This is a genomic window from Shewanella chilikensis, from assembly GCF_037953065.1.
GTDB lineage: Bacteria > Pseudomonadota > Gammaproteobacteria > Enterobacterales > Shewanellaceae > Shewanella > Shewanella chilikensis.
In genome coordinates this window covers 2,897,795-2,924,791 of sequence record NZ_CP149966.1, presented here as the reverse complement: position 1 = coordinate 2,924,791, position 26,997 = coordinate 2,897,795, and the positions used below count along the sequence as shown (strand labels likewise).

The following is a 26,997-nucleotide window of genomic DNA, read 5'->3' as shown; positions in this document are numbered from 1 at the left end:
TCGCCTCTTGCTCTTATAGGGAGTAACTCAGTGTCAGCCCCAGATAGTGGGCGTTATAGTCCTGGCCAAGATCTCCAAGGCTGAGCACGTTGGGGATGCTATCTGGGGTTAATCCCTGATTGAGCCAGTCACTGTCCTGATAGTGTTCAAACATCCAATCCAGCCTCAATGCCATCTTGTCGCTGAAGTGATACTTGGCAAAGGCGTTGAAGGTATGACGGCGTGAATAATAGTCGCCGTAATCCAGTGTGAGCCCCTGGCTGACATCTGTGTCGCTTTCGCCTTTTGAGTATTGCCAGTCGAAGCCCAGATCCAGTTGTTTATCCAGCAACTCGTTATAGTAGATGCCGAACCCGGCGACTGTGCTGCTGTCACTGGCACGGCTGTACCAACCGCTGGGGCCGAAAGAGGCTGAGCCGGTTTGATCTGTATCCTGCCAGTCCTGATTGAGCCAGGCATTGAGGCCAAATTGGGCTGAGAATTGATAGTTGCCACTGAGGCCATAGCCCCAACTGCTGACTTCATCCAGGCCGATAAGCGTCTCATCATAGTCTTGCTTTTTGTGATTTAGCGCCAGGCTGAACGACAGGGCATCGCTGAAGCGGTAATCGTTTTGCAGTCGCAACAGGGTTTGCTTGCGATCCGCCAGCCAATACTGACGCATCCATGGATTATTGGGGCTTTGGCTCAGCTCGGAGGCCTGATAACTGCCGCCACTGCGCTCACTGAGTTCACCTTTGAACCACAACTGCCAATCGCGGCTGGCACGCAGGTTCAGCTTGGCAAACACGCTGGATTGGAACAGGGATTCGCGCGCCAGATCGCTATAGCTGTGGTGTTCATACTCGTAACCTGCGTCAAGAGACAGGGCACGGGTAAAACGGTAGTTAAAGGCGATATCGGCTCTTTGGCGGGTGTGGTCATAGGCCGCGGGCGTGGCGCTGCCCTGGTGCCAGCTGTCACTGCTCACCTGCGGCCAGTCTTTAAGTTGTGTCTTGTTTTCCCGGTCGCGATAGTCATAGCCACCGCGAACCGACAAGCCTCTGCTGATGCGGGCGGCATACTTGAGTTTGAGTTCCAGCACGTCGACCTGCATGTCGCCATCGATTGCGGGCAACTGGGGTGAAGGACCATTGATGGTGGCCGGTAACAGCGCCTGATCCTGAGTCATGCGGGTGAATGCCGTGTGCATTAATATTTGATGTCCGGCCTCGGATAACTGCAGATCGGCGCCGACTCTCAATGCCTTGTTGTCCGGATTGTCGGCGAGTTGACCATTATAGGCGGCGCCAAATGTGGGTAAGAAGGCGTTTTCCCAATAGAGTGCCTGATAGTCGTTACTGTATTGGCTCAGGGTCGAATTGAAGCCGGCCAACCAGCCCTTTCCTTTGAAATAGAGTTTGGCTTCCAGTTCGTCGGTGCTGTCATCCACTCGGGTGGCCAATGCCATGGAGTTGGTTAGAAAGTTGCCGTTGGTTTGGCGAGTACCATCCCTTTGCTCGTGACGGTAATTGAGCCCCGCTTTATAAAAGCTGCCCAGGTAATGGGCATCCAGGGTGAAGCGATCCCGCTTCATTTCCAGTCGCTGGCTTGTCAGGCTGTCATTAAGCCCTGGCATCTGCGAGGTGAGGGCGGCCGCTTGCCAGTTGTCCGGCAACATCAGCCTGTTGTCCTGATTGATATAGGGGCTCATGCCATTGTCCGGGCCGAAGTTGGCCAAGGCGCGATAACCCAGACGGATATCAAATTGGCCGGGTCTTCCCATGCTCAGGCTGGCACTGCCGGTGTCATAGCCCAATTTGTCGGCTTCAATGTGGGTGCGGTAACCCCGCTCACCGTAAAAAACGACATCACCGCCAAGGTGCCCGGTGGCGCCATCGGCGTCTGTGCCGCTACTATTGGCAAACACCGCATTGCCGCCATCATTGTAGGCCACACCGGCTTCAAGCGTGCCGCGGCTTTCCTGTGGCAACTTGCACTGGCCGCAACTCCACTTGTCTTGCTTGAGCTCGGCGCGATTGGCCTGTTGCAGCGAATAGCCACCGGCCCAGGCCGGTTGCAGTGCACAGGCTATGGTGAGCGTCAGCAGTGACAGCTTCATCTGTGTCTGTTTCTCGATAACCATACTCTGCTCCTTATCGCTGCAAGAGTTTGCCGGATGGATGGTTGGAACCATGCACCTGGGTGTGGCAGTTCAGGCAGGAGTTGCCGGCGTTATAGGCGTTGGGCATCAAGCCGGTTTGCTCATTGGCAGGGAAGTAAGCTCTGGCTGCATGGCCATCGGAGGCATGGCACTGCTGACACAACTGAGGCGGTTTGGCCAGCAACATGGCTTCGTTGACACTGCCATGAGGGTTATGACAGCTGGCGCAGTTGTCTGTCACCGGGGCGTGTTCCCATAGCTTGGGCCCGCGCTTTTCGGCGTGGCAGCTGTAACAGTTTTCGTTGACCGTCATCTGTTTCAGGCTGGCGTCCCCAAGACTGCCGTGAGGATTGTGGCAGTCGCTGCAGACCATCTGCTCTGTGCGTATCGGGTGAGCGGAACGTTTGTGGATGTCGGCACGTTGCTCTGAGTGACAGCTGCTGCAAACGGCGACCTCGGTTTCACGGCTCTGGATGGGGTCATGGCCTGTGTGCACTTGGTGGCAACTGGCACAGGCAACTCCGGCGGTGTCGTGGTGGCTGGCACTCCAGCCAAGACGCTGTTCATCCTGGTGGCAACTGAGGCAAACGCTGTTTTGTTTGTCTGCCGGTATCGGCGAGTCGGCACCGAAGGTGATCATCGGTTCCTTGCCGCCGCGGTTGTGTTTTCCCATAGGACCGTGGCAGGCTTCGCATTGCAGATCGGCCATCGGAGACTGAGAGACGTTGGGATTGCCGTGGACACCATCAAAAAGCGCCATCACCTTCTGGTTCTTTTTGTGACACATCAGGCAGCTGTCAGCCCCTTTGGGAGAGTATTTTCCTTCAGCAAACTTGGCATCCAGGATGGCTTCAACTTCGGCCGGATCCTTGTCGTCCCATGGGGTGGCTTTGGCTGCAAAGGCCAACAAAAACAATAAGGGGAGAGCACAACCCAACCCCCAAAGGCTTGGTTTACTCGAGTTATCCATTTTCATCATTCCATCCTGAGCGCGTTCATTGCCGATTTATAGTTATTGGGCATGCTTCAGTAATTTACTGAATTGCTAATGTTAAAGAATAGAGCAAAAAAATGACAAGGCGATAACTTTTTAATGATGCTTATGAATAAAGAAGGCTGATTTAAAAAAGAAAACAACAAAGTGTGATCTGCGCCACATTTTGTTGTGGCACTCTTTAAGCTGAAATTGGGATCTGAAGCAGAAAAATACCGGATTCAGTTTGGGTTATTTGAGCTTAAGCGGTTTATTCCCGAGCGCTTTTGACTCATAATAGCCAACACAATTGAAAACTATTATCGTTACCAGTTGAAAAGCTTGATCCAGATAAAGTTCTTATTTGACGGTTTCAGGTAAAATCGAATCATTACCCGCATGCTTGCATGCTGTTTTCAGTGGTAGAGGCAATGAAGTTAAGTGAATTGAAACCCGGTGATCGCGCCATGATTTCCGAAGTTGGCCATCTGGATCTGCCTGCAGTGGTCAAACGCAAGCTCCTGTCCATGGGGATCACCCCAAATACCCGTTTTTCTTTGATCCGTCGAGCTCCCATGGGATCCGGGTTGGAATTGGACATCCGCGGCAGTAAGTTGTGCATGCGTCAGGATCTGGCACAGATTATAGAGGTGGAAAAGGCCAATGACTAAGCAGTTTCATTGTGTCACTGTCGGCAACCCCAATGCCGGTAAGTCGACATTGTTCAATGCCCTCACAGGTGCCAATCAACAGGTGGGTAACTGGTCAGGGGTGACAGTTGAAAAGAAAACCGGCCACTTTTCGCTTAATGGCGATGATGTCTTTCTCACTGATTTACCCGGCATTTACGATCTTCTTCCCGCCGGTAGCAACTGTGATTGCTCGTTGGATGAGCAGATTGCCCAGCAGTATCTGGCCAGCCAGAAAGTAGATGGCATTATCAACTTGGTGGATGCCACCAATATCGAACGTCACCTGTATCTGACAGTGCAGCTGCGTGAGCTGGGTATTCCCATGGTTGTGGTACTCAATAAAATGGATGCAGCGGTCAAGCGTGGCATTCGGGTCGATACTCAAGCCATGAGTCGAGAATTGGGTTGCCCCGTGATAGGCGTGACTTCAAGAGAAGCCCAAGACGTCGAGCGGGTCAAGGAGCAGGTGATAGCACTGCTGGAAGGGCGGGTTTCAGAATCGCCTTTGATGCTTAAGTATGATGCCACGATTGAAAGCGGTGTCGCTGCCATTATGGGTAGCGACAGTCAATTAAGTCGGGGCCGAGCCTTGGCTATGTTGGCTAATGGTCTGGGTTGTGGTTCCTGTCAAAACAATTTACTCGATGAACAAGTCTCCAGAGTGACAGAACAATTGACACTCGAAGGCAAAGACATTGAGATCATGGTCGCTACCACACGTTTTGACTTTGTCGAGCGCGTTTACAAGGGTTCTGTCAATGCCGACGGTCAACTGACCTTGAGTGACAGACTCGATAAGTTGGTATTGCATCCTGTATTGGGTATTCCGGTATTTTTGCTGGTGATGTACCTGATGTTCATGTTTGCCATCAACGTGGGCAGTGCCTTTATCGACTTCTTCGATATCAGTGCCGGTGCACTGTTTGTTGATCATTTCGGTGCTTTTCTCACCAACATAGGTGCTCCTGCCTGGTTGGTGACTCTGCTGGCCGGTGGTATAGGTCAGGGTATTCAGACGGTATCGACCTTTATTCCGGTTATCGCGGCGCTGTTTTTGGCTTTGTCTGTGTTGGAAGGCTCTGGCTATATGGCCCGTGCGGCCTTTGTTGTTGACGGTTTGATGCGCCGCATCGGCCTGCCCGGCAAGGCCTTTGTGCCCATGATAGTCGGTTTCGGCTGCTCTGTGCCTGCCATCATGGCGACCCGCACACTGGGTAGTGAACGTGAACGTATCGTCACGGGTATGATGGCACCCTTTATGTCCTGCGGTGCCAGATTACCGGTATACGCCTTGTTTGCTGCGGCTTTTTTCCCTGATTCAGGTCAGAACCTGGTGTTCGGTCTCTATCTCATAGGTATTTTGGCTGCGATAGGCACAGGCCTGCTGCTGCGCAAGACCTTGCTGCCCGGTAACAGCAGTGCCGTAGTGATGGAGCTGCCAAGCTATGAAATGCCCAAGCTAAAAGCTGTGGCTTCCCGCACAGGTAAACGTACCAAGAGCTTTATTCTCGGTGCCGGCAAGACCATTGTAGTGGTAGTGACTCTGCTTAACTTTATTAATGCCATAGGGGTCGATGGTAGTTTTGGCCATGAAGACAGTCAGGAGTCTTTGCTCAGTGTCGCCAGTCAGAAGATCACTCCGGTGTTTTCGCCCATGGGGATAGAGGAAGATAACTGGCCGGCCACGGTTGGGATAGTGACAGGGATCTTCGCCAAAGAAGCGGTAGTGGGTACGCTCAATAGCCTGTATAGCACGGCTGATGGCGGTGATGGCGAGCTTACTCCATTGATGGACAGCTTCTCCGAGGCGCTGGCGACCATTCCGGCCAACCTGTTCGGCATAGTGATGGAAGATCCGCTTAAGCTGTCTGTGGGCCATGTTGAAGATAAAAACCTGGCTGCAGAAGAGCAGGGGGTTGATCAGTCCACATTCGGGGCTCTGCAGGCAGGGTTCAGCGGACAATTGGCTGCCTTCTCCTATCTGCTGTTTATTCTGCTCTACACGCCTTGTGTGGCCGCTATGGGCGCACTGGTGAATGAGTTTGGCAGTCGCTGGGCTACTTTCGCGGCGACCTGGACCTTTGCACTGGCTTACGGTAGTGCCACTGTGGTCTATCAAGGTGCGACTTTTGCCGAGCATCCATTGCAGTCCACCGCCTGGATAAGCTTCTTTGTACTTGCCCTGATTAGTTTCTATATGTGGCTGAAGCGCAAAGGCCGCAAGACCCAGGAGATTATTCCGGGTATCAAGATAGTGACTGAGTAAGGTCGCAGATAAAAAGCAGCCATTTTGGCTGCTTTTTGGATCATGGCGCCGGGTTTGACGAAGCGCGCCGCAGTTTTTATTCTAGAAGGATTGTAACCAGGCATGATCTGTAGGATCATGCCTCTTTTCGTTAGACTGCCATTGTTCGCAAAGAGGAATTTCATGAGTCATGTGGACACCGAAGTACGTCCAAGTAACTTCATTCGCAATATCATAGATGAAGATTTGGCGAGCGGTAAGCACACCAATGTGCACACCCGTTTCCCACCAGAGCCTAATGGCTTCCTGCACATAGGTCATGCCAAATCTATCTGCTTGAATTTCGGTATTGCCAGGGATTATCAGGGCCAGTGCAACCTGCGCTTTGACGATACCAATCCGGAAAAGGAAAATATCGACTATGTGAATTCCATTAAAGCGGACGTGCAATGGCTGGGCTTCCAGTGGGCCGGTGATATCCATTACTCCTCAGACTACTTTGATAACCTCTACGGCTATGCTGTTGAGTTGATCAAAAAAGGTCTGGCTTATGTGTGTTTTCTCAATGGCGAGCAGATGCGCGAGTACCGCGGCACTTTGAAAGAGCCGGGCAAGAACAGCCCTTATCGTGACACCAGCGTTGAAGAAAACCTGGCACTGTTTGAAAAGATGCGCGCCGGTGAGTTTAAAGAAGGTGAGTGTTCACTGCGGGCCAAGATAGACATGGCATCACCTTTCATGTGTATGCGTGACCCGGTAATCTACCGGATCAAATTCGCTCATCACCATCAGACGGGTGATAAGTGGTGCATCTATCCCATGTACGACTTTACCCACTGTATCTCTGATGCGCTGGAAAATATCACTCACAGCCTTTGTACGCTGGAGTTCCAGGATAACCGTCGTCTCTATGACTGGGTGTTGGATAATCTGGATGATTTCAAGATCCCCAACCGTACCCGTCAATATGAGTTTTCACGCCTGAATCTGGAATATACCCTGATGTCCAAGCGTAAACTCAACGAGCTGGTGGTGCGTCAGTTGGTCAATGGCTGGGATGATCCTCGCATGCCGACTATCGCCGGTTTGCGTCGCCGCGGTTATACCCCGGCCTCCATCCGTGAGTTCTGTGATCGCATCGGCGTGACCAAGCAGGATAACCTGGTGGAAGTGGGTATGCTCGAAGCCTGTATTCGCGAAGAGCTCAATGACAACGCCCCGAGAGCCATGGCGGTTATCGACCCGGTTAAGGTGATCATCGAGAACTATCCTGAAGGGCAGTTGGAGCATGTCAGTGCACCGGTGCATCCCAATAAGGAAGAGCTGGGTAATCGTGAGCTGGCCTTTGGCCGTGAGCTTTATATCGATGCGGCCGACTTCCGTGAAGAGGCCAACAAGCACTACAAGCGTTTGGTGATGGGCAAAGAGGTGCGCCTACGCAACGCTTATGTGATCAAAGCCGAGCGTTGTGACAAGGACGCAGACGGTAAGGTCACCACTATTTACTGCAGTTATGACCCAGAGACTCTGGGTAAAAACCCTGCCGATGGCCGCAAGGTCAAGGGCGTGATCCACTGGGTCGAAGCCAGCAGCGCTGTGCCTGCCGAGTTCCGTCTCTATGATCGCTTGTTCGTCGATGCCAATCCTGCCGCGGCAGAAACTGTGGACGAAGTGCTGAACCCGGAATCTTTGGTGGTTAAGCATGGTCTGGTTGAAGCCGGTTTGGTGCAAGCTGAGGCCGAAAAGGCTTATCAGTTTGAGCGTGAAGGTTACTTCTGCGCCGACAGCAAGGACTCAAGCCCAGATAAGTTGGTATTTAACCGCACTGTGGCATTAAGAGATTCATTCGCTTAATGCTTCGGGTATACAGATAGAAAAGGCGCTCATTGAGCGCCTTTTTCATGTTAGCCGCGTTTACTATTGCAGTATTGGGCCGAGTCCCATGCTCCAGAGGATCACACTACCGGCCATCAGAGCGACCAGAAGCACCAAGCCTGCAGTCACCACAGAGCTGGCATAGATAAAGCCTTTTTCTTCGGGAATGTTCATTATGATAGGGACTCCTGTATACAGCAGGTATACCGAGTAGCTAAGCCCTATCAATCCTATCACCATAATAAACCAAAGCTCTGGATAGAGCGCCGCCAGTCCCACCATAAACAGCGGCGTGGCGGTATAGGACGCCAGTTCCAGGCACTGGGTAAAGTCCGGGTGAGCATCAAAGGTTTGACCCATCCAATAGGCCAGATAGGCGAGGGCAAATACGCCGAATACCAGGCTACAGTACATACCGGCACACATAAAGAAGCCGCTTTGAGCCGTTAGAAAAAGAGGTTCGCCGGCACCAGGGTTCCAGCCGATGTGCACAGCGGCGATGTAACTGCAGATAGAAGGGATGAGCGCAATGAGTAGCAGGTGACTGAGACAGCTTTTAAGTGCCTCATGGTTTTGTTCTATGGTTTGCCATTCCTGTTTGGGATGGGTATACAACCCCATTAAGTGATTCAATACCATTATAATTATCCTTATTCCGCTTTGACTTTTGCTCGCCAAACTGCAGACGAGCGTTTTACCGCTCTGAGTCTATTTATTGAACAAAAACGGCGGGGCGTCAAGTTTGTGCTCCGAGAGGCAGTGGGCATAGCATTGGCTTGCTGGTAGACTTGGCGGCCTTGAAAACTCTTGTGGAAGCTTGACCTCAATGCAGCAGTTACTCGCCCCTGTAAAAGAATTCTTGGCCTGTGAAACCCCGGACAGCTGGATAGCGGCTGCCAAAGAGGAGCATAGACTGGCCGAATTGCTGATAGATCACTGTAATTGTGAGCTTAAGGCGGCGCAGACGGCGATGTTTTTGGTACGCAAGTATGCGGTGGACAAACAAAGTGGCGAGCAGTTGCTAACCTGGGCCAGGCCCTACGAAGAGTTTGTTTATCGAAACGACAGGGATATGGCGGCTTTTCTGGCCAGAGAGGTGAAGAAGAACGAGTTGATTGGTGAGTTGACGCCCAGGGCGGGGTTCCCCCATGGCCCTGAACTTATCGCCAAGATGATCCGCCTTATCAAAGAGGAGTTCCATCACTTTGAACAGGTGCTGGAGCTGATGTTGGCGCGCAATATCCCATACAGCAACATCCGCGCCGGCCGTTATGCCAAGGGGATGATGAAGCATGTTCGCACCCATGAGCCTGCGACTCTGATAGATAAACTCATAGTGGGCGCCTTTATCGAGGCCCGCTCCTGTGAACGTTTCGCCAAGCTGGCGCCTTGGCTCGATGATGAGCTTAAACGTTTCTATATTTCACTGCTGCGTTCTGAAGCGCGCCACTATCAGGATTATCTTTCATTGGCCGAGGCGATTGCCGGCGAGGATATCAGCGCCAGAGTGGCTTATTTTGCTGAGGTGGAAGCCGAGCTTATTCTAGCGCCGGATGACGAATTCAGGTTTCACAGCGGCGCGTCGCTTTAAACTACTCGATGTTGAGCCAATACTAGGTCAATGCAGATGCCGACAGGGTCGGCATCTGATGGATTGGAAGGGTTTTATAGGTTATCAGGGCTGGATAGATTTAACGCGAGCCGACCAAGCCAAACAGATAAAATCCGAGTCTACTGGCTTTATTCTATGAAAGGCAGGCTGGTCAGTGCTATGTTATCGGCACTGATGCTTAAGACACTGCCCTGCTCATACCAGTCTCCCACCACCAAGCGCTGCTTATTACCGGCCAATTGATGGATATCCGGTCTATGGGTGTGACCGTGGATCATCAACTCGGCTCCTGTGTCGGCAAACAGTTCTTCCACCGCGCTCGGCTCAACATCCATTATTTCAACGCTCTTCAGCTGATTCTGCATCTGGCTGTTTTGCCTGAGCTTGGTGGCAATATTGCTGCGGGTCTTTTTCGGCAAATGGCGGTATATCCAGCGGGGCAATGCCATATTGCGAAACCGCCGAAAACGCTGGTAGGCCTTGTCCAGAGTGCAGAGGCTGTCGCCATGCAGCAGCACTGTCTTGTGACCATAGAGATCCAGTCGATACACCTCGGGCAGTAAGGTTATTCCCGCTTTGGCTGCATAGTCTTTCCCCAGCATAAAGTCGCGGTTGCCGTGGATAAAGTACACCGGCAGGCTGCGGCTGACTTCATAGAGCCGCTCGGCCAGCGCCAGGGCAAAGGGCTCGGCCAAATCATCACTGACCCAAACCTCAAACAGATCTCCCAAAATATAGAGTGCATCGACCTGTTCAAGACCGGTATCGAGGAATAGATAGAAGGCGTTGAGGATATCTTGGCGATCGGCACTGAGGTGCAGATCGCCGATAAAGAGAGTGCGCATTCAGAAGTTATCAGTCTGCTATGGTCACTTTCTCGATGATCACAGCTTCCAGAGGCACATCCTGGTGCATGCCGCGGTTGCCCGTGCTCACGCCTTTGATAGCATTGACCACGTCCATACCTTCTACCACTTCACCGAATACACAGTAACCCCAGCCTTGGATGGATTCGTTTTTGAAATCCAGGAAGGTGTTGTCGTTGACATTGATAAAGAACTGCGCGGTGGCGGAATGAGGATCGGAAGTGCGGGCCATGGCTATGGTACCTGTCTTGTTTGACAGGCCGTTGTTGGCTTCGTTACGCACAGGGGCATTGGTAGGTTTCTGTGACATCTGCTCGGTAAAGCCGCCACCCTGAACCATAAAACCATCGATAACGCGGTGGAAGATAGTGCCGTCATAGAAGCCTTCCTGGGCATACTTGATAAAGTTGGCCGCGGTCAGAGGGGCTTTTTCACTATCCAGCGCCAGTTTGATGTCGCCGTGGTTGGTGTGCAATGTAATCATGATTGGATCCTCAGGATAAATTTTGTTGGCGGATTCTAACTTATCCGACTCCGGCTATAAAGGGCAGTATTCAAGAGCTTGTGGCAATGCTAAACTGCCAGATTCGTTTTACCCACTAATCCTATATTGTTGAAGAGAAAGTCGATGTTGAAGATATACAACAGTCTGAGCCGCCAAAAAGAGGAATTTAAACCGATTAACCCAGGTAAAGTGGGTATGTATGTGTGTGGTGTCACCATATACGACTTGTGTCATATCGGTCATGGCCGGACCTTTGTTTCCTTTGACATGATAGTGCGCTACCTGCGTTACGCGGGTTACCAGGTTAACTTCCTGCGCAACATCACAGACGTGGATGACAAAATCATCAAGCGCGCCAATGAAAATGGCGAAAGCTGCGATAGCCTCACTGAGCGTCTTATCGGTCAGATGCATCAAGATTTTGATGCTCTGAACATGCTGCGCCCCGATATGGAGCCAAGGGCGACTCTGCATATTGCCGAGATTATCGACATGGTTGAGGCGCTGATCGCCCGTGGTCATGCCTATGTAGCCGATGATGGCGATGTACTTTTCAGCGTTGCTTCTTTCCCTGAATACGGCAAGCTTTCCGGGCAGAACCTGGAGCAGTTGCAGGCCGGTGCCCGGGTCGAGGTGGACGAACACAAGCGCGATCCCATGGACTTTGTGCTATGGAAGATGTCCAAGCCCGGTGAACCTACCTGGGATTCACCTTGGGGCCCGGGTCGTCCCGGTTGGCACATTGAGTGCTCTGCTATGAACAGCAAACACCTGGGGTTGCATTTCGATATCCATGGCGGTGGCAGCGATCTGCAGTTCCCGCATCATGAAAATGAAATCGCCCAGTCTTGCTGCGCCCACGACACGCCTTATGTGAACTACTGGATGCATACCGGCATGGTGATGGTCGACAAAGAGAAGATGTCCAAGTCGCTGGGTAACTTCTTCACCATTCGCGATGTGTTGGCGCATTATGATGCCGAAACCGTACGCTACTTCCTGTTGTCCGGCCACTACCGCAGCCAACTGAACTATTCGGAAGACAACCTCAAGCAGGCCAGAGCCGCGCTTGAGCGAATTTATACTGCGCTTAAAGATCTTGACCTGAGTGTCACTGCTGCGCCTGCCGAAGAGTATGTTGAGCGCTTCAAGGCGGCGATGGATGATGACTTCAACACCCCCGAAGCCTACTCAGTGCTGTTTGAGATGGTGCGTGAAATCAACCGCCTCAAGAGCGTGGATATGGCGGCAGCTTCGGCCCTTGGCGTGTTACTGAAACAACTGGCGGATGTTTTGGGGATTGTCAGCTCAACACCTGAAGCCTTCTTCAAAGGCGAGGGCAGCGACGATGAGGTGGCTGAAATCGAAGCGCTTATTGCCGAGCGTAACCGTGCCCGCGCCGAGAAGGATTGGCCGGCAGCAGATGTTGCCCGTAATAGATTGAATGAGCTGGGGGTGGTGCTGGAAGATGGCCCACAGGGTACCAGCTGGCGCAAGAAGTAACCCTCATCGAAATAATAACGCAAACAAAAACGCCGGCTGTTGAAGTCGGCGTTTTTTTATCGCTTGAAATTGAAAACCAAACTGAGGTTGGCTTCAATCAAGATGCAGCTCGGAAGTTTGCTTTCAGTCGTGATATTGCTCTGCGGCAAACAGGGTGTTTTCCAGCAAGCTGGCTATGGTCATTGGACCCACGCCACCGGGAACCGGGGTGATGTGGCTGGCGCGCTCACAGGCAAGATCAAAGTCAACATCGCCCACTAAACGGCCACTGTCGAGACGGTTAATGCCCACATCTATGACTATGGCGCCTGGTTTGATCCAGCTACCGGGGATAAAGCCGGGTTTGCCGACGGCAACCACCAGAAGATCGGCGCGGCTGACCTTATCCTCGAGATCTTTGGTGAATCTGTGACAAGTGGTGGTGGTGCAGCCTGCCAGTAAGAGCTCCAGAGTCATGGGACGGCCCACAATATTGGAGGCGCCCACCACAACCGCATCCAGACCATAAGTATCGATACCGGTAGACTTGATAAGGGTCATGATCCCCATGGGAGTGCAAGAGCGCAGTACCGGGATCCGTTGGGCCAGACGGCCGACATTATAAGGATGGAAACCGTCGACATCTTTGTCGGGACGGATCCGCTCAATGACCTTGGATTCTTTAATATGTTCCGGCAGCGGCAGCTGCACCAGAATGCCATCAATGGCGGCATCTTCATTGAGTGAATCTATCAGGGCCAGCAGTTCTTCTTCACTGGTGGAATCCGGCAGATCATAGGAGCGGGAGATGAACCCCACTTCTTCACAGGCTTTACGCTTGCTGCCGACATAGACCTGAGAGGCAGGATCAGCACCCACCAGAATAACAGCCAAGCCTGGGATACGTTGTCCCGCTGCTTGACGTGCAGCGACTTTTTGCTTTAGCTGTTGTCTTATGGATTGCGCAATCGCTTTGCCATCTATTAGTTGGGCTGTCATGGGTGTAGGATATCCTTTGTATGGCGCGATGATGTTGAAAACGGCGCCATTTTACCAGTGAGGCTTGGGAGTGTCATGGACAAACCGGGTCCAGAACACAGAATTTCGTTAAAGCAGCACGTAATTTCGCCAAGCAGATAAAGCGCTTAAAAAAATCGTTGACGCTTGTCGGGTGAGGGGCTAAGATGCGCTCCGTTCTCGAGGCGAGCCGGTTGTAACCGCGCTTGGAGAAAATTTTCGGTGATTAGCGCAGCCTGGTAGCGCATCTGCTTTGGGAGCAGAGGGTCAGAGGTTCGAATCCTCTATCACCGACCAGATTTCAAGGGCAGTGTGGATAGCATTGTCAGTACCGCTTAGGATGCAAATTGAATTTGCAGGTCCTGCGCCCGTAGCTCAGTTGGATAGAGCATCCGCCTTCTAAGCGGATGGTCGCAGGTTCGAATCCTGCCGGGCGTACCACTTTCGGTGGTGATTGTAGCTCAGTTGGTAGAGCCCTGGATTGTGATTCCAGTTGTCGTGGGTTCGAGCCCCATCAGTCACCCCACTCTTTATTAAAAAAAGCGACCTTAGGTCGCTTTTTTTATGCCCTTTTCTGTGGCATTGAGGCTCGACTCCACTAAGAACGGTCGATATAATGCTGCGTCTTGATAACAATCAACAATGTGCGACCGGTGCCGGAATTCACTTCTGATGGGCATTTAAGTCAAGTTAAAGATCAAGAAACGAATACCTGAATAGTTGAAACAATCGGCTATTGCAAAGGACGTTAGACACATTTCGAGGTAAAACAATGCAAGTTTCTGTTGAAACAACCCAAGGCCTGGAGCGTCGCCTGACCATCTCTGTTCCTGCAGAGCAGATCGAACAACTGGTTAAAGACAGCCTGCAACGCGAAGCCAAGCGTGCCCGTATCCCAGGTTTCCGTCCAGGTAAAGTCCCAGCAAGCGTGATTGAAAAGCGTTATGGCAAAGCGATTCGCCAAGACATTACCGGTGAAGTAATGCAGCGCAACTTCATTGAGGCCATCATTGCCGAGAAGTTGAACCCTGCCGGTGCTCCTACCTTTACCCCAGGTGCCACTGACGCCGAAAAGTTTGAGTTCACTGCGACCTTTGAAATTTATCCAGAAGTTGAAATCAAAGGCCTGGACGGTATCGAAGTTGAGCAGCCTGTTGCCGAAGTACAACAAGCCGACGTTGATAACATGATCGAAACTCTGCGCAAGCAACACGCGACTTACGAAGCGGTTGAGCGCGCTGCCGAAGACGGCGACAAAGTGGTTATCAACTTTGTTGGTAGCGTTGACGGTGAAGAGTTTGAAGGTGGCAAGGCCGAAGACTTCGAACTGCAACTGGGCAGCGGTCGCATGATCCCTGGTTTTGAAGAAGGCGTTAAAGGCCACAAAGCCGGTGAAGAGTTCGACATTGACGTGACTTTCCCTGAGGAATACCACGCTGAAAACTTGAAAGGCAAAGCCGCCAAGTTCGCTATCACAGTGAAAGAAGTCAAGGGCGCCAACCTGCCTGAAGTTAACGACGAGTTCGCCAAGCTGTTCGGTATCACCGATGGCGGCATCGATGCTCTGAAAGCTGAGATCAGCAAGAACATGGGCCGCGAGCTGGAACAAGCTCTGAAAGCCAATGTGAAAGAACAAGTTCTTGAAGGCCTGCTGGCTGCCAACGAAATCGAACTGCCAAAAGCGCTGATCGACGGTGAAGTTGACGTACTGCGTCGCCAAGCCATGCAGCGTTTCGGTGGTCAAGGTGCCAACATGCCTGAGCTGCCAGCCGAGCTGTTCACCGAACAAGCCGAGCGCCGTGTTAAAGTCGGTCTGCTGCTGGGCGAAGTGATTAAGTCCAACGAGCTGAAAGCCGAAGAAGAGCGCGTACAGGCATTGATTGCTTCCATGGCTTCTGCTTACGAAGATCCAAAAGAAGTGATCGAATACTACAACGGTAACGAAGAGTTGATGCAGAACATGCGCAACCTGGCTCTGGAAGAGCAAGCTGTTGAAGCGGTTCTGAAATCAGCCAAAGTGACTAAGAAAGATGTCGCTTTTGAAGAATTTATGAACAAGGCTACCGGCCGCGCATAACCTAAGCTTGACTTGCTTGGTTGTTCGCCATTTATAATGGCTCGTATGAGGTCCCTCATGCGGGCCGTTTTTTATTTAGGGAAAGTTAATGATGCATAACGCGCCAGAATCAGTACTTAATGCACTCGTTCCTATGGTGGTTGAGCAAACCGCCAAGGGAGAACGCTCTTACGATATCTATTCACGTCTGTTGAAAGAGCGGGTGATCTTCCTGGTTGGTCAGGTTGAAGAGCACATGGCCAACTTGATCGTGGCACAGTTGCTGTTTTTGGAATCAGAAAACCCGGATAAAGAGATCTCTCTTTATATCAACTCACCAGGCGGCTCTGTCACTGCTGGTATGGCTATTTATGACACCATGCAGTTTATTAAGCCGGATGTCAGCACTGTATGTATCGGGCAAGCGGCCAGTATGGGCGCCTTCCTGTTGGCCGGTGGTGCCAAGGGTAAGCGTCACTGTTTGCCGAACTCGCGGGTGATGATCCATCAGCCTTTGGGTGGTTTCCAGGGCCAGGCATCGGATATCGCTATCCATGCCCAAGAGATCCTGGGGATTAAACAGAAGCTGAACCAGATGTTGGCCGAGCACACAGGTCAACCATTGGAAATCATCGAGCGGGATACCGACCGAGATAACTTTATGAGTGCTTCTCAGGCCATGGAATACGGTTTGGTGGATTCGGTTCTGACCAAACGTTAAGGCTGATTTTTGCTTATGGCTGGGCTATGCTCAGATTGAAGACGCTTAAGTGTATGGCAGTAGAGCAGACTGCAAAAGAGGTAGAGTAATGGGTGACAACAAAGGCAACGGTGATAGCGGCAAATTGCTGTATTGCTCTTTCTGCGGAAAAAGCCAGCATGAAGTTCGCAAACTGATCGCCGGGCCATCTGTGTATGTATGCGACGAATGTGTTGAGTTGTGTAACGACATCATTCGCGAAGAGATAAAAGAGATTTCGCCCAATCGGGATCAGGACAAGCTGCCGACTCCCCATGAACTGCGCGCTCATTTGGATGATTATGTTATCGGCCAGGAGCAGGCCAAGAAGGTGTTGTCTGTAGCGGTTTATAACCACTACAAACGCCTGAAAAACAGCGCCCCCAAAGATGGTGTGGAGCTTGGCAAGAGTAATATTCTGCTTATCGGCCCAACTGGTAGTGGTAAAACCTTGCTGGCAGAGACCCTGGCGCGGTTCCTGAATGTGCCTTTTACCATGGCGGATGCCACCACATTGACCGAAGCCGGCTATGTGGGGGAAGACGTTGAAAATATCATTCAGAAGCTGCTGCAGAAGTGCGACTATGATGTTGACAAGGCGCAGCGTGGTATTGTCTATATCGATGAGATTGACAAAATCAGCCGTAAGTCAGATAACCCTTCCATCACCCGGGACGTGTCCGGTGAAGGGGTGCAGCAGGCACTGCTGAAACTGATTGAAGGCACTGTTGCCGCTGTGCCTCCTCAGGGCGGTCGTAAACACCCACAACAGGAGTTCCTGCAGGTTGATACCTCCAAGATACTCTTTATTTGTGGTGGTGCCTTTGCCGGCCTTGAGAAGGTGATTGAGCAGCGCTCCCATGTGGGCAGCGGTATAGGTTTTGGCGCTCAGGTTAAAGGTCAGGCTGAAAAGGCCACCATCACAGATACTCTGCTGCAGGTTGAGCCGGAAGACCTGGTCAAGTATGGCCTTATTCCTGAGTTTATCGGGCGTTTACCTGTGGTTGCGACCTTGGGTGAACTGGATGAAGCGGCGCTGGTGCAGATCCTGTCCGAGCCCAAAAACGCCATCACCAAGCAGTTTGCCACTTTGTTCGAGATGGAGAATGTCGAACTCGAGTTTCGCGATGACGCCCTCAAGGCGATAGCACAAAAAGCCATGTCCCGTAAGACAGGTGCCCGCGGTCTGCGCTCCATCGTTGAGGCGATACTGCTGGATACCATGTATGACCTGCCGTCCATGGATAACGTGGTCAAGGTGGTTATTGATGAGTCTGTGGTGAAAGGTGAGTCAGCGCCTATTCTTATTTATGAGAATAATGACTCCCAGGCTGCTGCCGGTGACCAATAACTGAGCAATAAGCTATCAGGTTGAAAATTAAGGAGTCCACTGGGGCTCCTTTTTTTATCTTTACCATTGAAAGCCGGGAAAGCGTCCCAATATACTCAATGTAATCTTTAACTGAAACGGAATCGAACTATGACCCTAGAGCGTGAAGCGCGAATCGAATTGCCCGTGCTGCCACTGAGAGACGTGGTGGTCTATCCCCATATGGTAATTCCGTTATTCGTAGGACGTGAAAAGTCCATCCGTTGTTTGGAAACTGCCATGGCGCAGGATAAACAGATCATTCTTGTGGCGCAGCGGGATGCGGATCTGGACGAGCCTGGCATAGACGATATTTTCGACGTAGGTACAGTCGCTTCCATTTTGCAGCTGCTGAAGCTGCCCGATGGCACAGTCAAGGTATTGGTCGAAGGCGGCAAGCGCGCCCGCATAGAACGTTATACCCAGGAAGAAGAGTTCTTTGTTGCCACCGCACACTACCTGGAGTCTGAAGCGCTGGATGACAAGGAAGAAGAGGTGCTGGTTCGCAGCGCTATCAGTCAGTTTGAAGGCTATATCAAGCTGAACAAGAAAATTCCGCCCGAGGTACTCACCTCACTCTCTGGTATTGAAGAGGCCGACAGACTGGCCGATACCATGGCGGCGCATATGCCGCTTAAGCTGGCAGACAAGCAGTCTGTACTGGAGATGGTCAAGGTCGGTGAAAGACTCGAATATCTGATGGCCATGATGGAAGCGGAAATCGACCTGCTGCAGGTAGAAAAACGTATCCGCTCTCGGGTCAAGAAGCAGATGGAAAAGAGCCAGCGTGAGTATTATCTCAACGAACAGATGAAGGCTATCCAGAAGGAGCTTGGCGATCTTGACGAGGGCCATGATGAATTTGAAAGCCTTGGCCGTAAGATTGAAGAAGCCGGCATGCCGGAAGAAGCCAAAGAGAAGGCGTCTGCTGAACTCAACAAGCTGAGAATGATGTCTCCGATGTCGGCCGAAGCCACTGTGGTACGCAGCTATGTTGACTGGATGACCTCAGTGCCCTGGAAACAGCGCTCCAAGATTAAGCGTGACCTCTCCAAGGCCGAACAGGTGCTGGATACAGATCACTATGGCCTGGAGAAGGTTAAAGAGCGGATCCTTGAGTATCTGGCAGTACAGAGCCGGGTGAAACAGCTTAAGGGGCCTATCCTGTGTCTGGTTGGCCCGCCAGGGGTAGGTAAGACATCCCTGGGGCAATCTATTGCCAAAGCGACCGGTCGTAAATATGTGCGGGTCGCATTGGGCGGCGTGCGTGATGAGGCGGAAATCCGCGGTCACCGCCGTACCTATATAGGTTCTATGCCGGGCAAGATTATCCAGAAGATGGCCAAAGTCGGGGTGAAAAACCCGCTGTTTTTGCTCGATGAAATCGACAAGATGAGCTCGGACATGCGCGGCGATCCGGCCTCGGCATTGCTGGAGGTGTTGGATCCCGAGCAGAACGCCACCTTTAACGATCACTACCTGGAAGTGGATTACGATCTGTCCGATGTGATGTTTGTGGCCACCTCCAACTCGATGAACATCCCGGGCCCCTTGTTGGATCGGATGGAAGTTATTCGTCTGAGCGGTTACACGGAAGATGAGAAACTCAATATTGCCAAGCAGCACTTGTTGCCGAAGCAGATTGAACGTAACGGCCTGAAGAAGACTGAAATCACTATCGATGACAGCGCTATTCTCGGGGTGATCCGCTACTACACCCGTGAAGCCGGGGTGCGGGCGCTGGAACGTGAGCTGTCAAAGATTTGCCGTAAAGTGGTCAAACAGATCATGCTGGAGAAAGATACCAAGCATGTGGATGTCAATCAGGACAACCTCAAGTCTTTCCTCGGGGTACAGCGCTTTGACTATGGTAAGGCCGAGTCCAAGAACCAGATTGGCCAGGTGACAGGTTTGGCCTGGACCGAAGTAGGCGGCGATTTACTGACTATAGAAGCCACATCTGTGGCCGGTAAGGGTAAGCTCACCTATACAGGCTCTTTGGGTGATGTGATGCAGGAGTCTATCCAGGCCGCTATGACTGTGGTTCGGGCGCGCGCCGAGCAGTTGGGGATCAACCCTGACTTCTACGAGAAGCGTGATATCCATGTGCACGTACCCGAAGGGGCAACCCCGAAAGATGGTCCATCTGCCGGTGCCGCCATGTGTACCGCGCTGGTTTCCAGCCTGACAGGTAACCCGGTCAAGGGTGAAGTCGCCATGACAGGTGAAATTACCCTGAGAGGCGAGGTGCTGCCAATCGGTGGCCTGAAAGAAAAACTGCTGGCGGCCCACCGCGGTGGCATTAAGCTGGTGTTGATACCCAAGGAAAACGAACGGGATCTGGAAGAAATTCCGGCTAACGTAGTGGCAGACTTGGAAATTCGTCCGGTTCGTTGGATAGACGAAGTGCTGCAATTGGCGCTTGAGCGACCAGTCGAAGGCTTTGAAGTGGTTAAAAATTTGGGCTAACGCAAGAAAATGTCCTATGCCACTAAAAAAAATGAAAAAAGGGGCTTAACAAAACCCAGACCTGTGGTAGCCTAGGTCTGTGGAGAGCCAGTTGTGCCAAGCCCTTGGGGCAACTGGCTTTGAGCTGTATCCAATTTAAATTCTTTGGTTTTCCAACTGAGCTTGAACTTTGGTATCAAGCTTGTTATAAAAGCCTCCGCAGACCGCTCTAGAGAAGGATTTGGTTGCGGCGCGAAAACTACATTCAAGGGGATGACATGAACAAATCTGAACTAATCGAGAAAATCGCTTCTGGTGCTGACATTTCTAAAGCCGCTGCCGGCCGCGCACTGGACTCTTTCATCGCAGCTGTGACTGATGGTCTGAAAGAAGGCGACAAAATTTCTCTTGTTGGTTTCGGTACTTTTGAAGTGCGTGAGCGCGCTGAGCGTACTGGTCGTAACCCACAGACCGGGAAAGAGATCAAAATCGCTGCAGCTAAGATCCCTGCATTCAAAGCAGGTAAAGCTCTTAAAGACGCTGTTAACTAATTAACATCGTAGCCTTTGTAGGCTTTCGTAAAGATTAAGCACTGCCAGGCAGTGCTTTTTACGGATTGGGAAGCGCCGGATTAGCCGACGTTTCGGAGTGTGAGGATAAGCTGAAGTAGCGTCTGCAGACTCCATTCATGTTACAGATAGGCGCATCCCACAAGAGATGCGCCTTTTTTTTACTATTAATCGCTAAGCGAGACGTCTGATGTTAGAGAAGATTCGCGAAGGGTCACAGGGCGTAATAGCCAAAGGTATTTTGGTACTGGTGATACTTTCCTTTGCATTTGCTGGTGTAAGCAGTTACCTGGGTTCCTCCTCAGTGGCTCCGGCCGCCACAGTCAATGGTGAAGAGATTTCCACAACCGAACTGGACCAGGCCTATCAAAGCGAGCGTGCCCGTCTGGAACAACAGTTGGGTGAGATGTTTGACGCCCTGGCGGCCAATGATGCTTATCTGGCCAGTATCAAGCAAGGCGTGCTTGAACGTCTGGTAGCGCAAAAGCTGCTGGATCAAGCCGCTGCTGAAATGGGCTTGAGAGTGTCCAATGCTCAAATCGCAGAAGCCATTAGACAAGAACCGGCTTTCCAGACTGAAGGCAAGTTTGACAACGATCGCTTCGAAGCGATTCTGCGCCAACTGGGCTATCAACAAGCCACTTTCCGTGAAAGCATGCGGGTGGACATGACTCGTCGACAGCTGATTAGCGCCTTGATTGGCAGTGAGTTTGTTCTCAATGGTGAAGCCGAATCTCTGGCAAAGCTGCAGGGACAAACCCGTGATATTCGCTATCTCTTGGTTGACGCTGAGCCTTTCCTGGGCCAAGCGACAGTGACCGAAGAGGAAGTCAAATCATTCTACGACACCAATCCGGCCCAATTTGAACGTCCGGAGATGGTCAGTCTGGAATATGTTGAGCTTGATGCCAAAGATTTGGCCGATAGCATTGAGGTCAGCGATGAGCAAGCCAAGACTTACTATGATGAGCATCAGAATCAATATCAGACTGCCGAAAAGCGTCTGGCTGCCCATATTCTGATTGATGCCTCGACCGACAACGCCGAAGCCAAGGCCGAGGATATTCATAAGCAACTGGAAAACGGCGCTGATTTTGCTGCGCTGGCCAAGTCCGATTCCCAGGATACCTTGAGCGGTGAGAAGGGTGGTGAATTGGGTTGGTTTGAGCCTGGTGTGATGGATCCTGCTTTTGATGACGCTCTGTTTGCATTGAGTAAGGGTGATGTCTCCAAAGTGGTCAAGACACCATTTGGTTTCCATATCATCAAGTTATTGGATATCCAAAGCGGTCAGACTGCTCCTTTCGCCGAAGTGAAAGACAAGATAGTTGCCCAACTCAAGCAGGATGAAGCAGTCAACCAATTCTATGGTTTGCAGCAAAAACTGGCCGATACCAGCTATGAAATCCCTGATAACCTGCAGGAGGCGGCCAAGGCCGTTGGTGCAGAGATCAAGACTACCCGGTTGTTCGGCCGTGATAACGCGCCTGCGCCTTTCGATAAGCCGGAGCTGTCCAAGGCCGCCTTCTCCAGTGATGTACTGGGAGGTATGAACAGTGAGCTGCTTGAAGTAGAGCGCAACCATGTCGTGGTTATCCGCGTTAAGGAACATCAACAAGCCGGCACGCTGGAATTCGCCGAAGTGAAGCCTGCCATTGAAGCGCGTCTTAAGCAGCAAAAGGCTAATGAGATTGCTCGTGACAAGGCGCAGGAATACATGGTCAAGCTCAAAGAAGGCAGTGCTGATATCGCGCTGCAGAGCCGTGCTAACCTGGGACGTTTCACCCAGGACGTAGATTCGGCTTTGGTGAGCAAGGCATTCCAGATGGCCAAGGCCAAAGAGGGCTTGAGCGTTGATACTGTATCGCTGGCGACCGGTTATGCGGTAGTGGTATTGGATGCAATCCATGCCACTGAAAGCGTACCTGCCGATCAGGTTGCGGCCATTAAGCAAGGTCTTAATAGCCAGTACGGTGAGAATGACTATCGCGCTGTTATCGATATGCTGAAGGCCAAAGCTGAAATCGTTTACCCGGAAGGCGATGAGTAAATAGCTTCATTGATTTAGCTTAGAAGCCGGTCCAAGTGACCGGCTTCTTTATGTCTGGGATTTATGTTCTGTGGTTAACCAGGGTGCCAGGACTTTGGCGAGCGGCAGGTTAGTCTGGTAAGCGCCAATCTATGGGCGCCTTGCCTTTGGTTATGAGGTAATCGTTGGCCCGATTGAAATGATTACAGCCAAAGAACCCTCTGTGAGCCGAGCGCGGCGATGGGTGAGGGGCCTTTAAGATAAGATGTTTGCTGCCATCAATCCGCTGAGCCTTGAGCCCGGCAGGCTTCCCCCAAAGCAGAAACACCACGCTTTTTGTGTATTTATCGACCGCCTCTATCACTCTATCGGTGAATAGTTCCCAGCCGATATGGGCATGGGAATGTGGCTGATAACGCTCGACACTGAGCACAGTATTGAGCAGCAGCACGCCTTGACTGGCCCAGCTGCAAAGATTGCCATGGCTTGGATAGCGAAATCCCGGGACTGTATTGGCTAGCTCCTTAAACATGTTCTTCAATGAAGGCGGTGGCATCACCCCTTTGGGCACTGAGAAGCACAGGCCGTGGGCCTGATCTGGATCATGATAGGGATCTTGTCCCAGGAGCACTACTTTGACTTCTGATAGTGGTGTATAACGCAGGGCGTTGAAGGTATTGTTTTTGGGAGGGTAGATGATTTTTCCCCGGGCACGCTCGGCGTTGATATAAGCCAGCGTCTTTTGAAAATAGGCTTGTTGTTTTTCAGGGCCCAGCACTTTGGCCCAACTGATATCCGTATGCATAACAAAAAGCAGCGCCTTGCGGCGCTGCTCATTGATTATTCGTCAACCCCCAGCATTACGCTGCTGGCTTTGATCAGTGCGTATGCACTGTCACCGACTTTAAGCCCTAAACGCTCACAGGAGGCTTTGGTGACTACGGAAGTTAATTCGACACCCGGAGCCAGTTCAATGGTGACTTCGTTGTTTACAGAGCCTTCTTCGATGGCTTTGATGGTACCGCCAAGACAGTTGCGTGCACTGATTTTCATGGTTTTCTCCTGGAAGAATAATTAGCAAGGTAAAGAGTATAAACTCAATCGTCCTCAAGATGGATGCCTGAGCGACAAATTTGGGCTCCAAGCGCTGATTCTGCAACCATAGGTAAAATGCCCACGGTCGATTCATTGCCTGAAAGCTTATAATTTAACCTTTACTTGTGGTGGTAAAAGAAAACGCCGCTTGATAGCGGCGTTTTTCGGTCAGCGTTATTGTTTCAATTTAGAGTTCAATCACGTCAAACTCAACGGCTGGATTAACGTCGGCATCATAGTCTATGCCTTCGATACCAAAGCCAAACAACTTAAGGAATTCGGCCTTGTACTCACGGTAATCAGTCAGCTCACTGAGGTTTTCTGTGGTGATTTGTGGCCAGAGATCGCGACAATGCTGCTGGATGTCTTCTCTCAGCTCCCAATCGTCCAGGCGCAGGCGGTTGGCATCGTCTACTTCTGGCTTGCTGCCATCGGCCTTGTATAGGCGCTCGCTGAACATACGGTAAATCTGTTCCATACAGCCTTCATGCAGGCCTTCTTCGCGCATCTTCTTGAAGACCATGGCGATATACAGTGGCATTACCGGAATAGCCGAACTGGCCTGAGTGATCACACTCTTGAGCACGGCGACATTGGCACTGCCACCCTTGGCGGCCAGTCTTTGGTTCAGTTCGCCGGCGGCGCGGTCGAGATCCATCTTGGCTTTACCCAGAGCACCATGCCAGTAGATAGGCCAGGTCAGCTCTGTACCTATATAGCTGTAAGCTACTGTCTTGCAGCCATCGGCCAGCACACCGGCTTTGTCGAGGGCATCTACCCACAGTTCCCAATCCTGACCACCCATCACAGTCACAGTGTCGTTGATTTCCTGCTCTGTGGCCGGTTCAACCGAGGCTTCAATGATGGTGTCTTTGTTGGTGTCCACCGCGGTAGAGCGATATGACTCGCCGATAGGCTTGAGGGCTGAGCGGATCACTTCGCCGCTGTCAGGCAATTTACGCACAGGCGAGGCCAGTGAATAAACTATCATGTCTATCTGGCCCAGATCGGCCTTGATCAGCTCAATCACCTTGGCTTTGGCTTCATGGCTGAAGGCATCACAGTTGATGCTCTTGGAATACAGGCCTTCTGCCTTGGCAAACTTGTCAAACGCCGCCGAGTTGTACCAACCGGCTGTGCCTGGTTTGGTTTCAGTGCCGGGCTTTTCAAAAAAGACCCCTATAGTGGCAGCGTCGGAACCAAAGGCGGCGGCAATACGGGAGGAGAGACCATAACCACTGGAAGAACCTACCACCAGTACTTTCTTGGGGCCATTGGCTATCTTGCCTTTGGCCTTGGTGGTGTTGATCTGCTCCAGCACGTTGGCTTCACAGCCCAGAGGATGAGTAGTGGTACAAATGAAACCACGAATTTTAGGTTTAATAATCATGTCTTAGCTTCTTCTTCCGAAAACTGTCATTAGGATAAGTATTTCAACTTGAATTGGTACTGATTTTTTCAAAAAGCCTGCCGACGGGGCAGTGGTTGGAGCAGTTTGAACCCTTATCAACGCTTGCGGGTCAATTGTGCCTGCTCTTGCAGCAATCTTTGGGTGTATTCATGTTGCGGGTCATTGAACAGGGTCTCAGTGGCGGCTTTTTCCACCATCACCCCCTTGTGCAACACCATGATCTTGTCGCTTACATGGCGAATAACATTGAGGTTGTGGGACACAAATATATAGGAAAGTCCCATCTCTTTTTGTAGCTTGAGCAGCAGGTTGAGGATCTGCGCCCGCACCGAGAGATCCAGGGCCGTCAGGGCTTCATCGGCGATAATGATCCTCGGGTTGAGCATTAAGGCCCGAGCCACCGCCACCCGCTGTTTCTGACCTTCGGAAATCATGTGGGGGTAAAACTCCACATGTTCCGGCAGCAAGCCGACTTTGCGCAGGGTCTCAATCACTTGTTCGCTGCGGGCATGGGCCGACAACCGGGTATTAAATCTCAGCGGCTCATTGAGCAACTCCCCTATGGTCAGCCTGGGGTTGAGTGAGGTGTTGGGATCCTGGAATATCATCCTGATAAGTCTGCAGCGCTGTTTCAGATCATGGCTGTCGAGCGGCTCGCCATTGAACAGAATTTGTCCGCCGCTGCGATACTCGGCGCCGACTAAAATGCGGGCCAAAGTACTTTTGCCGGAGCCGGCTTCACCGGCGATGGCCAGGGTTTCGCCACTGTTGAGTTCGAACGAAATGGGCGCCAAAGCTTCAGTATATTGGCGGCGAAAGCCCTTGTAGCCGCTGAAGTAGCGTTTGCTCAGGTCCGTGACTTTAAGCAAGGGAGTCGTCATCAATAGGCTCACTCTGATAAGGGAAATGGCAGGCGTAATATCTGTCTTTGTGATGGCTCAGTTGCGGTTGCACCACGCATTGTTTGCGGGCTTCCGGGCAGCGAGGCCCCAGGCGACAGCCTATCGGCAGATGTTGCAGCGCTGGCACTGAGCCCGGCAGGGTCGGCATCAGCGTCTTGTGGGCTGCAGGGCCGGAATAGTCCGGCATATTATCCAGCATCGCCTTGGTATAGGGATGATAGGGCTGCTCAAGAAGCTCTGCGGTAGGGCCGGATTCCATCACCTGGCCGCTGTAGAGTACAGTCAGGCGGTTACACCAGTTCGACAGTGTGTCCAGCTCGTGGCTGATCAGCAAGATGGCGACGTTCTGCAACTGATTGAGCTGGGTCAACAGACGAAAAATCTGCGCCTGGGTACTGGGTTCCATCGAAGCCGTGGGTTCATCGGCTATCAGCAACTTGGGGCGATTGGCGAGCGCCATGGCGATCATCACTTTCTGGCATTCACCTTCGGAGAGTTCCCAGGCGTAGCTGGCCAGCACCCGCCGCGGCTCTTTGACCCCCACTTTGTGCAGCCATTTCTGGGCAGTGAGGTGCCGCTCTTTACTGCGGCGAAAGAAAGGTGTCTGCCTATTCAACGGCATGGCTTCAATCAATTGGCTGCCCACGGTCAGCGCCGGGTCGAAACTGCCGGAAGGGTCCTGAAATATCATTGACATATCAGAGCCCATCAGACTACGGCGTTCTGCATGGGTCATTTCCATCAGGTTGCGGCCATCCCACATCATGCGATCGGCGGTGACAGTCCAGTTGGGGCCGGGAATACCGAGAATGGCCCGCGCCATGAGAGAGCGGCCCGAGCCGGATTCACCGACCAGACCATGGATTTCTCCGGCATTGACCGTCAGGCTGACTTTTTCCAGCGCCTTGACCCGCCCTTGTGGCGTGTCCAGTTCTATGGTGAGATTTCGTATATCGAGTAATGGCATAA

General features: G+C 51.8%; 22 protein-coding genes and 3 tRNA genes. 14 read left to right on the top strand and 11 right to left on the bottom strand.

Features of this window, described 5'->3' with window-relative positions:
• Positions 1 to 13 precede the first annotated feature (13 nt).
• Both WKR14_RS13255 and WKR14_RS13250 read right to left on the bottom strand, forming a co-directional pair.
• Positions 14 to 2,125 carry an MtrB/PioB family decaheme-associated outer membrane protein gene (locus WKR14_RS13255; protein WP_339086448.1) on the bottom strand — a complete coding sequence of 704 codons (2,112 nt, stop codon included), beginning with the start codon at positions 2,123 to 2,125 and terminating at the stop codon, positions 14 to 16.
• Between the two features lie 10 nt (positions 2,126 to 2,135).
• A complete protein-coding gene (locus WKR14_RS13250) occupies positions 2,136 to 3,119 on the bottom strand; it encodes a DmsE family decaheme c-type cytochrome (RefSeq protein ID WP_101053344.1) in 984 nt (327 codons plus the stop codon).
• 428 nt (positions 3,120 to 3,547) lie between these two features.
• On the opposite strand from WKR14_RS13250, the gene WKR14_RS13245 reads away from it, so the two are divergent.
• The 3 genes from WKR14_RS13245 (at position 3,548) to glnS (ending at position 7,907) form a co-directional block, all read left to right on the top strand.
• The gene (locus WKR14_RS13245; RefSeq protein WP_039033911.1) at positions 3,548 to 3,787 is read left to right on the top strand and encodes a FeoA family protein; all 240 of its coding nucleotides are present in this window, start codon (positions 3,548 to 3,550) and stop codon (positions 3,785 to 3,787) included.
• Entirely contained in the window at positions 3,780 to 6,074 is a 2,295-nt protein-coding gene (gene feoB, locus WKR14_RS13240; protein ID WP_339086446.1) for a Fe(2+) transporter permease subunit FeoB, read from the top strand. The genes WKR14_RS13245 and feoB overlap by 8 nt, the downstream gene beginning before the upstream one ends.
• 162 nt (positions 6,075 to 6,236) lie before the next feature.
• Entirely contained in the window at positions 6,237 to 7,907 is a 1,671-nt protein-coding gene (gene glnS / locus WKR14_RS13235; RefSeq protein WP_208149297.1) for a glutamine--tRNA ligase, read from the top strand.
• Positions 7,908 to 7,970: 63 nt separating this feature from the next.
• Here the strand turns inward: glnS and WKR14_RS13230 are convergent, their stop codons facing one another.
• A complete protein-coding gene (locus WKR14_RS13230) occupies positions 7,971 to 8,567 on the bottom strand; it encodes a Yip1 family protein (protein ID WP_039033881.1) in 597 nt (198 codons plus the stop codon).
• Between the two features lie 187 nt (positions 8,568 to 8,754).
• Between WKR14_RS13230 and miaE the strand changes: the two genes are divergently transcribed.
• The gene (gene miaE, locus WKR14_RS13225; protein ID WP_165565289.1) at positions 8,755 to 9,519 is read left to right on the top strand and encodes a tRNA isopentenyl-2-thiomethyl-A-37 hydroxylase MiaE; all 765 of its coding nucleotides are present in this window, start codon (positions 8,755 to 8,757) and stop codon (positions 9,517 to 9,519) included.
• A gap of 149 nt (positions 9,520 to 9,668) precedes the next feature.
• On the opposite strand, the gene WKR14_RS13220 is transcribed toward miaE, so the two are convergent.
• Complete coding sequence (locus WKR14_RS13220) at positions 9,669 to 10,385, bottom strand: UDP-2,3-diacylglucosamine diphosphatase (protein WP_165565288.1); 717 nt, start codon at positions 10,383 to 10,385, stop codon at positions 9,669 to 9,671.
• A 10-nt stretch (positions 10,386 to 10,395) separates the two neighbouring features.
• Positions 10,396 to 10,890: a peptidylprolyl isomerase gene (locus WKR14_RS13215; protein ID WP_039033884.1), complete on the bottom strand. Its 495-nt coding sequence runs from the start codon at positions 10,888 to 10,890 to the stop codon at positions 10,396 to 10,398.
• A gap of 144 nt (positions 10,891 to 11,034) precedes the next feature.
• Here WKR14_RS13215 and cysS point away from each other — a divergent pair, with 144 nt between their 5' ends.
• The gene (gene cysS, locus WKR14_RS13210; RefSeq protein ID WP_339086442.1) at positions 11,035 to 12,414 is read left to right on the top strand and encodes a cysteine--tRNA ligase; all 1,380 of its coding nucleotides are present in this window, start codon (positions 11,035 to 11,037) and stop codon (positions 12,412 to 12,414) included.
• A 123-nt stretch (positions 12,415 to 12,537) separates the two neighbouring features.
• Here cysS and folD read toward each other — a convergent pair whose 3' ends face one another.
• A complete protein-coding gene (gene folD, locus WKR14_RS13205) occupies positions 12,538 to 13,392 on the bottom strand; it encodes a bifunctional methylenetetrahydrofolate dehydrogenase/methenyltetrahydrofolate cyclohydrolase FolD (protein WP_129978938.1) in 855 nt (284 codons plus the stop codon).
• Positions 13,393 to 13,630: 238 nt separating this feature from the next.
• Here folD and WKR14_RS13200 point away from each other — a divergent pair.
• From WKR14_RS13200 to WKR14_RS13160, 9 genes are all read left to right on the top strand, one after another.
• Positions 13,631 to 13,707: transfer RNA gene (locus WKR14_RS13200), tRNA-Pro, on the top strand.
• Positions 13,708 to 13,774: 67 nt separating this feature from the next.
• A tRNA-Arg gene (locus tag WKR14_RS13195) sits at positions 13,775 to 13,851 on the top strand.
• 9 nt (positions 13,852 to 13,860) lie between these two features.
• Positions 13,861 to 13,936, top strand: a tRNA-His gene (locus WKR14_RS13190).
• A gap of 246 nt (positions 13,937 to 14,182) precedes the next feature.
• Positions 14,183 to 15,487: a trigger factor gene (gene tig, locus WKR14_RS13185; RefSeq protein ID WP_101053358.1), complete on the top strand. Its 1,305-nt coding sequence runs from the start codon at positions 14,183 to 14,185 to the stop codon at positions 15,485 to 15,487.
• A 91-nt stretch (positions 15,488 to 15,578) separates the two neighbouring features.
• The gene (clpP, locus tag WKR14_RS13180; RefSeq protein WP_039033912.1) at positions 15,579 to 16,187 is read left to right on the top strand and encodes an ATP-dependent Clp endopeptidase proteolytic subunit ClpP; all 609 of its coding nucleotides are present in this window, start codon (positions 15,579 to 15,581) and stop codon (positions 16,185 to 16,187) included.
• A gap of 88 nt (positions 16,188 to 16,275) precedes the next feature.
• Positions 16,276 to 17,556 (top strand): ATP-dependent protease ATP-binding subunit ClpX, encoded by a 1,281-nt coding sequence (clpX, locus tag WKR14_RS13175; protein ID WP_039033888.1) that lies wholly within the window; start codon positions 16,276 to 16,278, stop codon positions 17,554 to 17,556.
• Positions 17,557 to 17,685: 129 nt separating this feature from the next.
• Positions 17,686 to 20,043, top strand: a complete 2,358-nt coding sequence (gene lon / locus WKR14_RS13170; protein WP_101053360.1) for an endopeptidase La — start codon at positions 17,686 to 17,688, stop codon at positions 20,041 to 20,043.
• A gap of 257 nt (positions 20,044 to 20,300) precedes the next feature.
• Positions 20,301 to 20,573: a nucleoid-associated protein HU-beta gene (gene hupB / locus WKR14_RS13165; RefSeq protein WP_025010704.1), complete on the top strand. Its 273-nt coding sequence runs from the start codon at positions 20,301 to 20,303 to the stop codon at positions 20,571 to 20,573.
• 208 nt (positions 20,574 to 20,781) lie between these two features.
• Positions 20,782 to 22,641, top strand: a complete 1,860-nt coding sequence (locus WKR14_RS13160; protein ID WP_165565286.1) for a SurA N-terminal domain-containing protein — start codon at positions 20,782 to 20,784, stop codon at positions 22,639 to 22,641.
• A gap of 109 nt (positions 22,642 to 22,750) precedes the next feature.
• On the opposite strand, the gene ung is transcribed toward WKR14_RS13160, so the two are convergent.
• From ung to WKR14_RS13135, 5 genes are all read right to left on the bottom strand, one after another.
• Positions 22,751 to 23,425, bottom strand: coding sequence for a uracil-DNA glycosylase (gene ung, locus WKR14_RS13155; RefSeq protein WP_339086436.1), 675 nt, complete (start codon positions 23,423 to 23,425; stop codon positions 22,751 to 22,753).
• Positions 23,426 to 23,460: 35 nt separating this feature from the next.
• A complete protein-coding gene (locus tag WKR14_RS13150) occupies positions 23,461 to 23,673 on the bottom strand; it encodes a TOBE domain-containing protein (RefSeq protein ID WP_025010701.1) in 213 nt (70 codons plus the stop codon).
• 229 nt (positions 23,674 to 23,902) lie between these two features.
• The gene (gene fabV / locus WKR14_RS13145) at positions 23,903 to 25,105 is read right to left on the bottom strand and encodes an enoyl-ACP reductase FabV (RefSeq protein WP_101053364.1); all 1,203 of its coding nucleotides are present in this window, start codon (positions 25,103 to 25,105) and stop codon (positions 23,903 to 23,905) included.
• Positions 25,106 to 25,221: 116 nt separating this feature from the next.
• Positions 25,222 to 26,007, bottom strand: a complete 786-nt coding sequence (locus tag WKR14_RS13140) for an ATP-binding cassette domain-containing protein (protein WP_101053366.1) — start codon at positions 26,005 to 26,007, stop codon at positions 25,222 to 25,224.
• Positions 25,988 to 26,995: an oligopeptide/dipeptide ABC transporter ATP-binding protein gene (locus WKR14_RS13135; RefSeq protein ID WP_339086433.1), complete on the bottom strand. Its 1,008-nt coding sequence runs from the start codon at positions 26,993 to 26,995 to the stop codon at positions 25,988 to 25,990. Before WKR14_RS13135 ends, WKR14_RS13140 begins: the two co-directional genes overlap by 20 nt.
• Between the last annotated feature and the right edge of the window lie 2 nt (positions 26,996 to 26,997).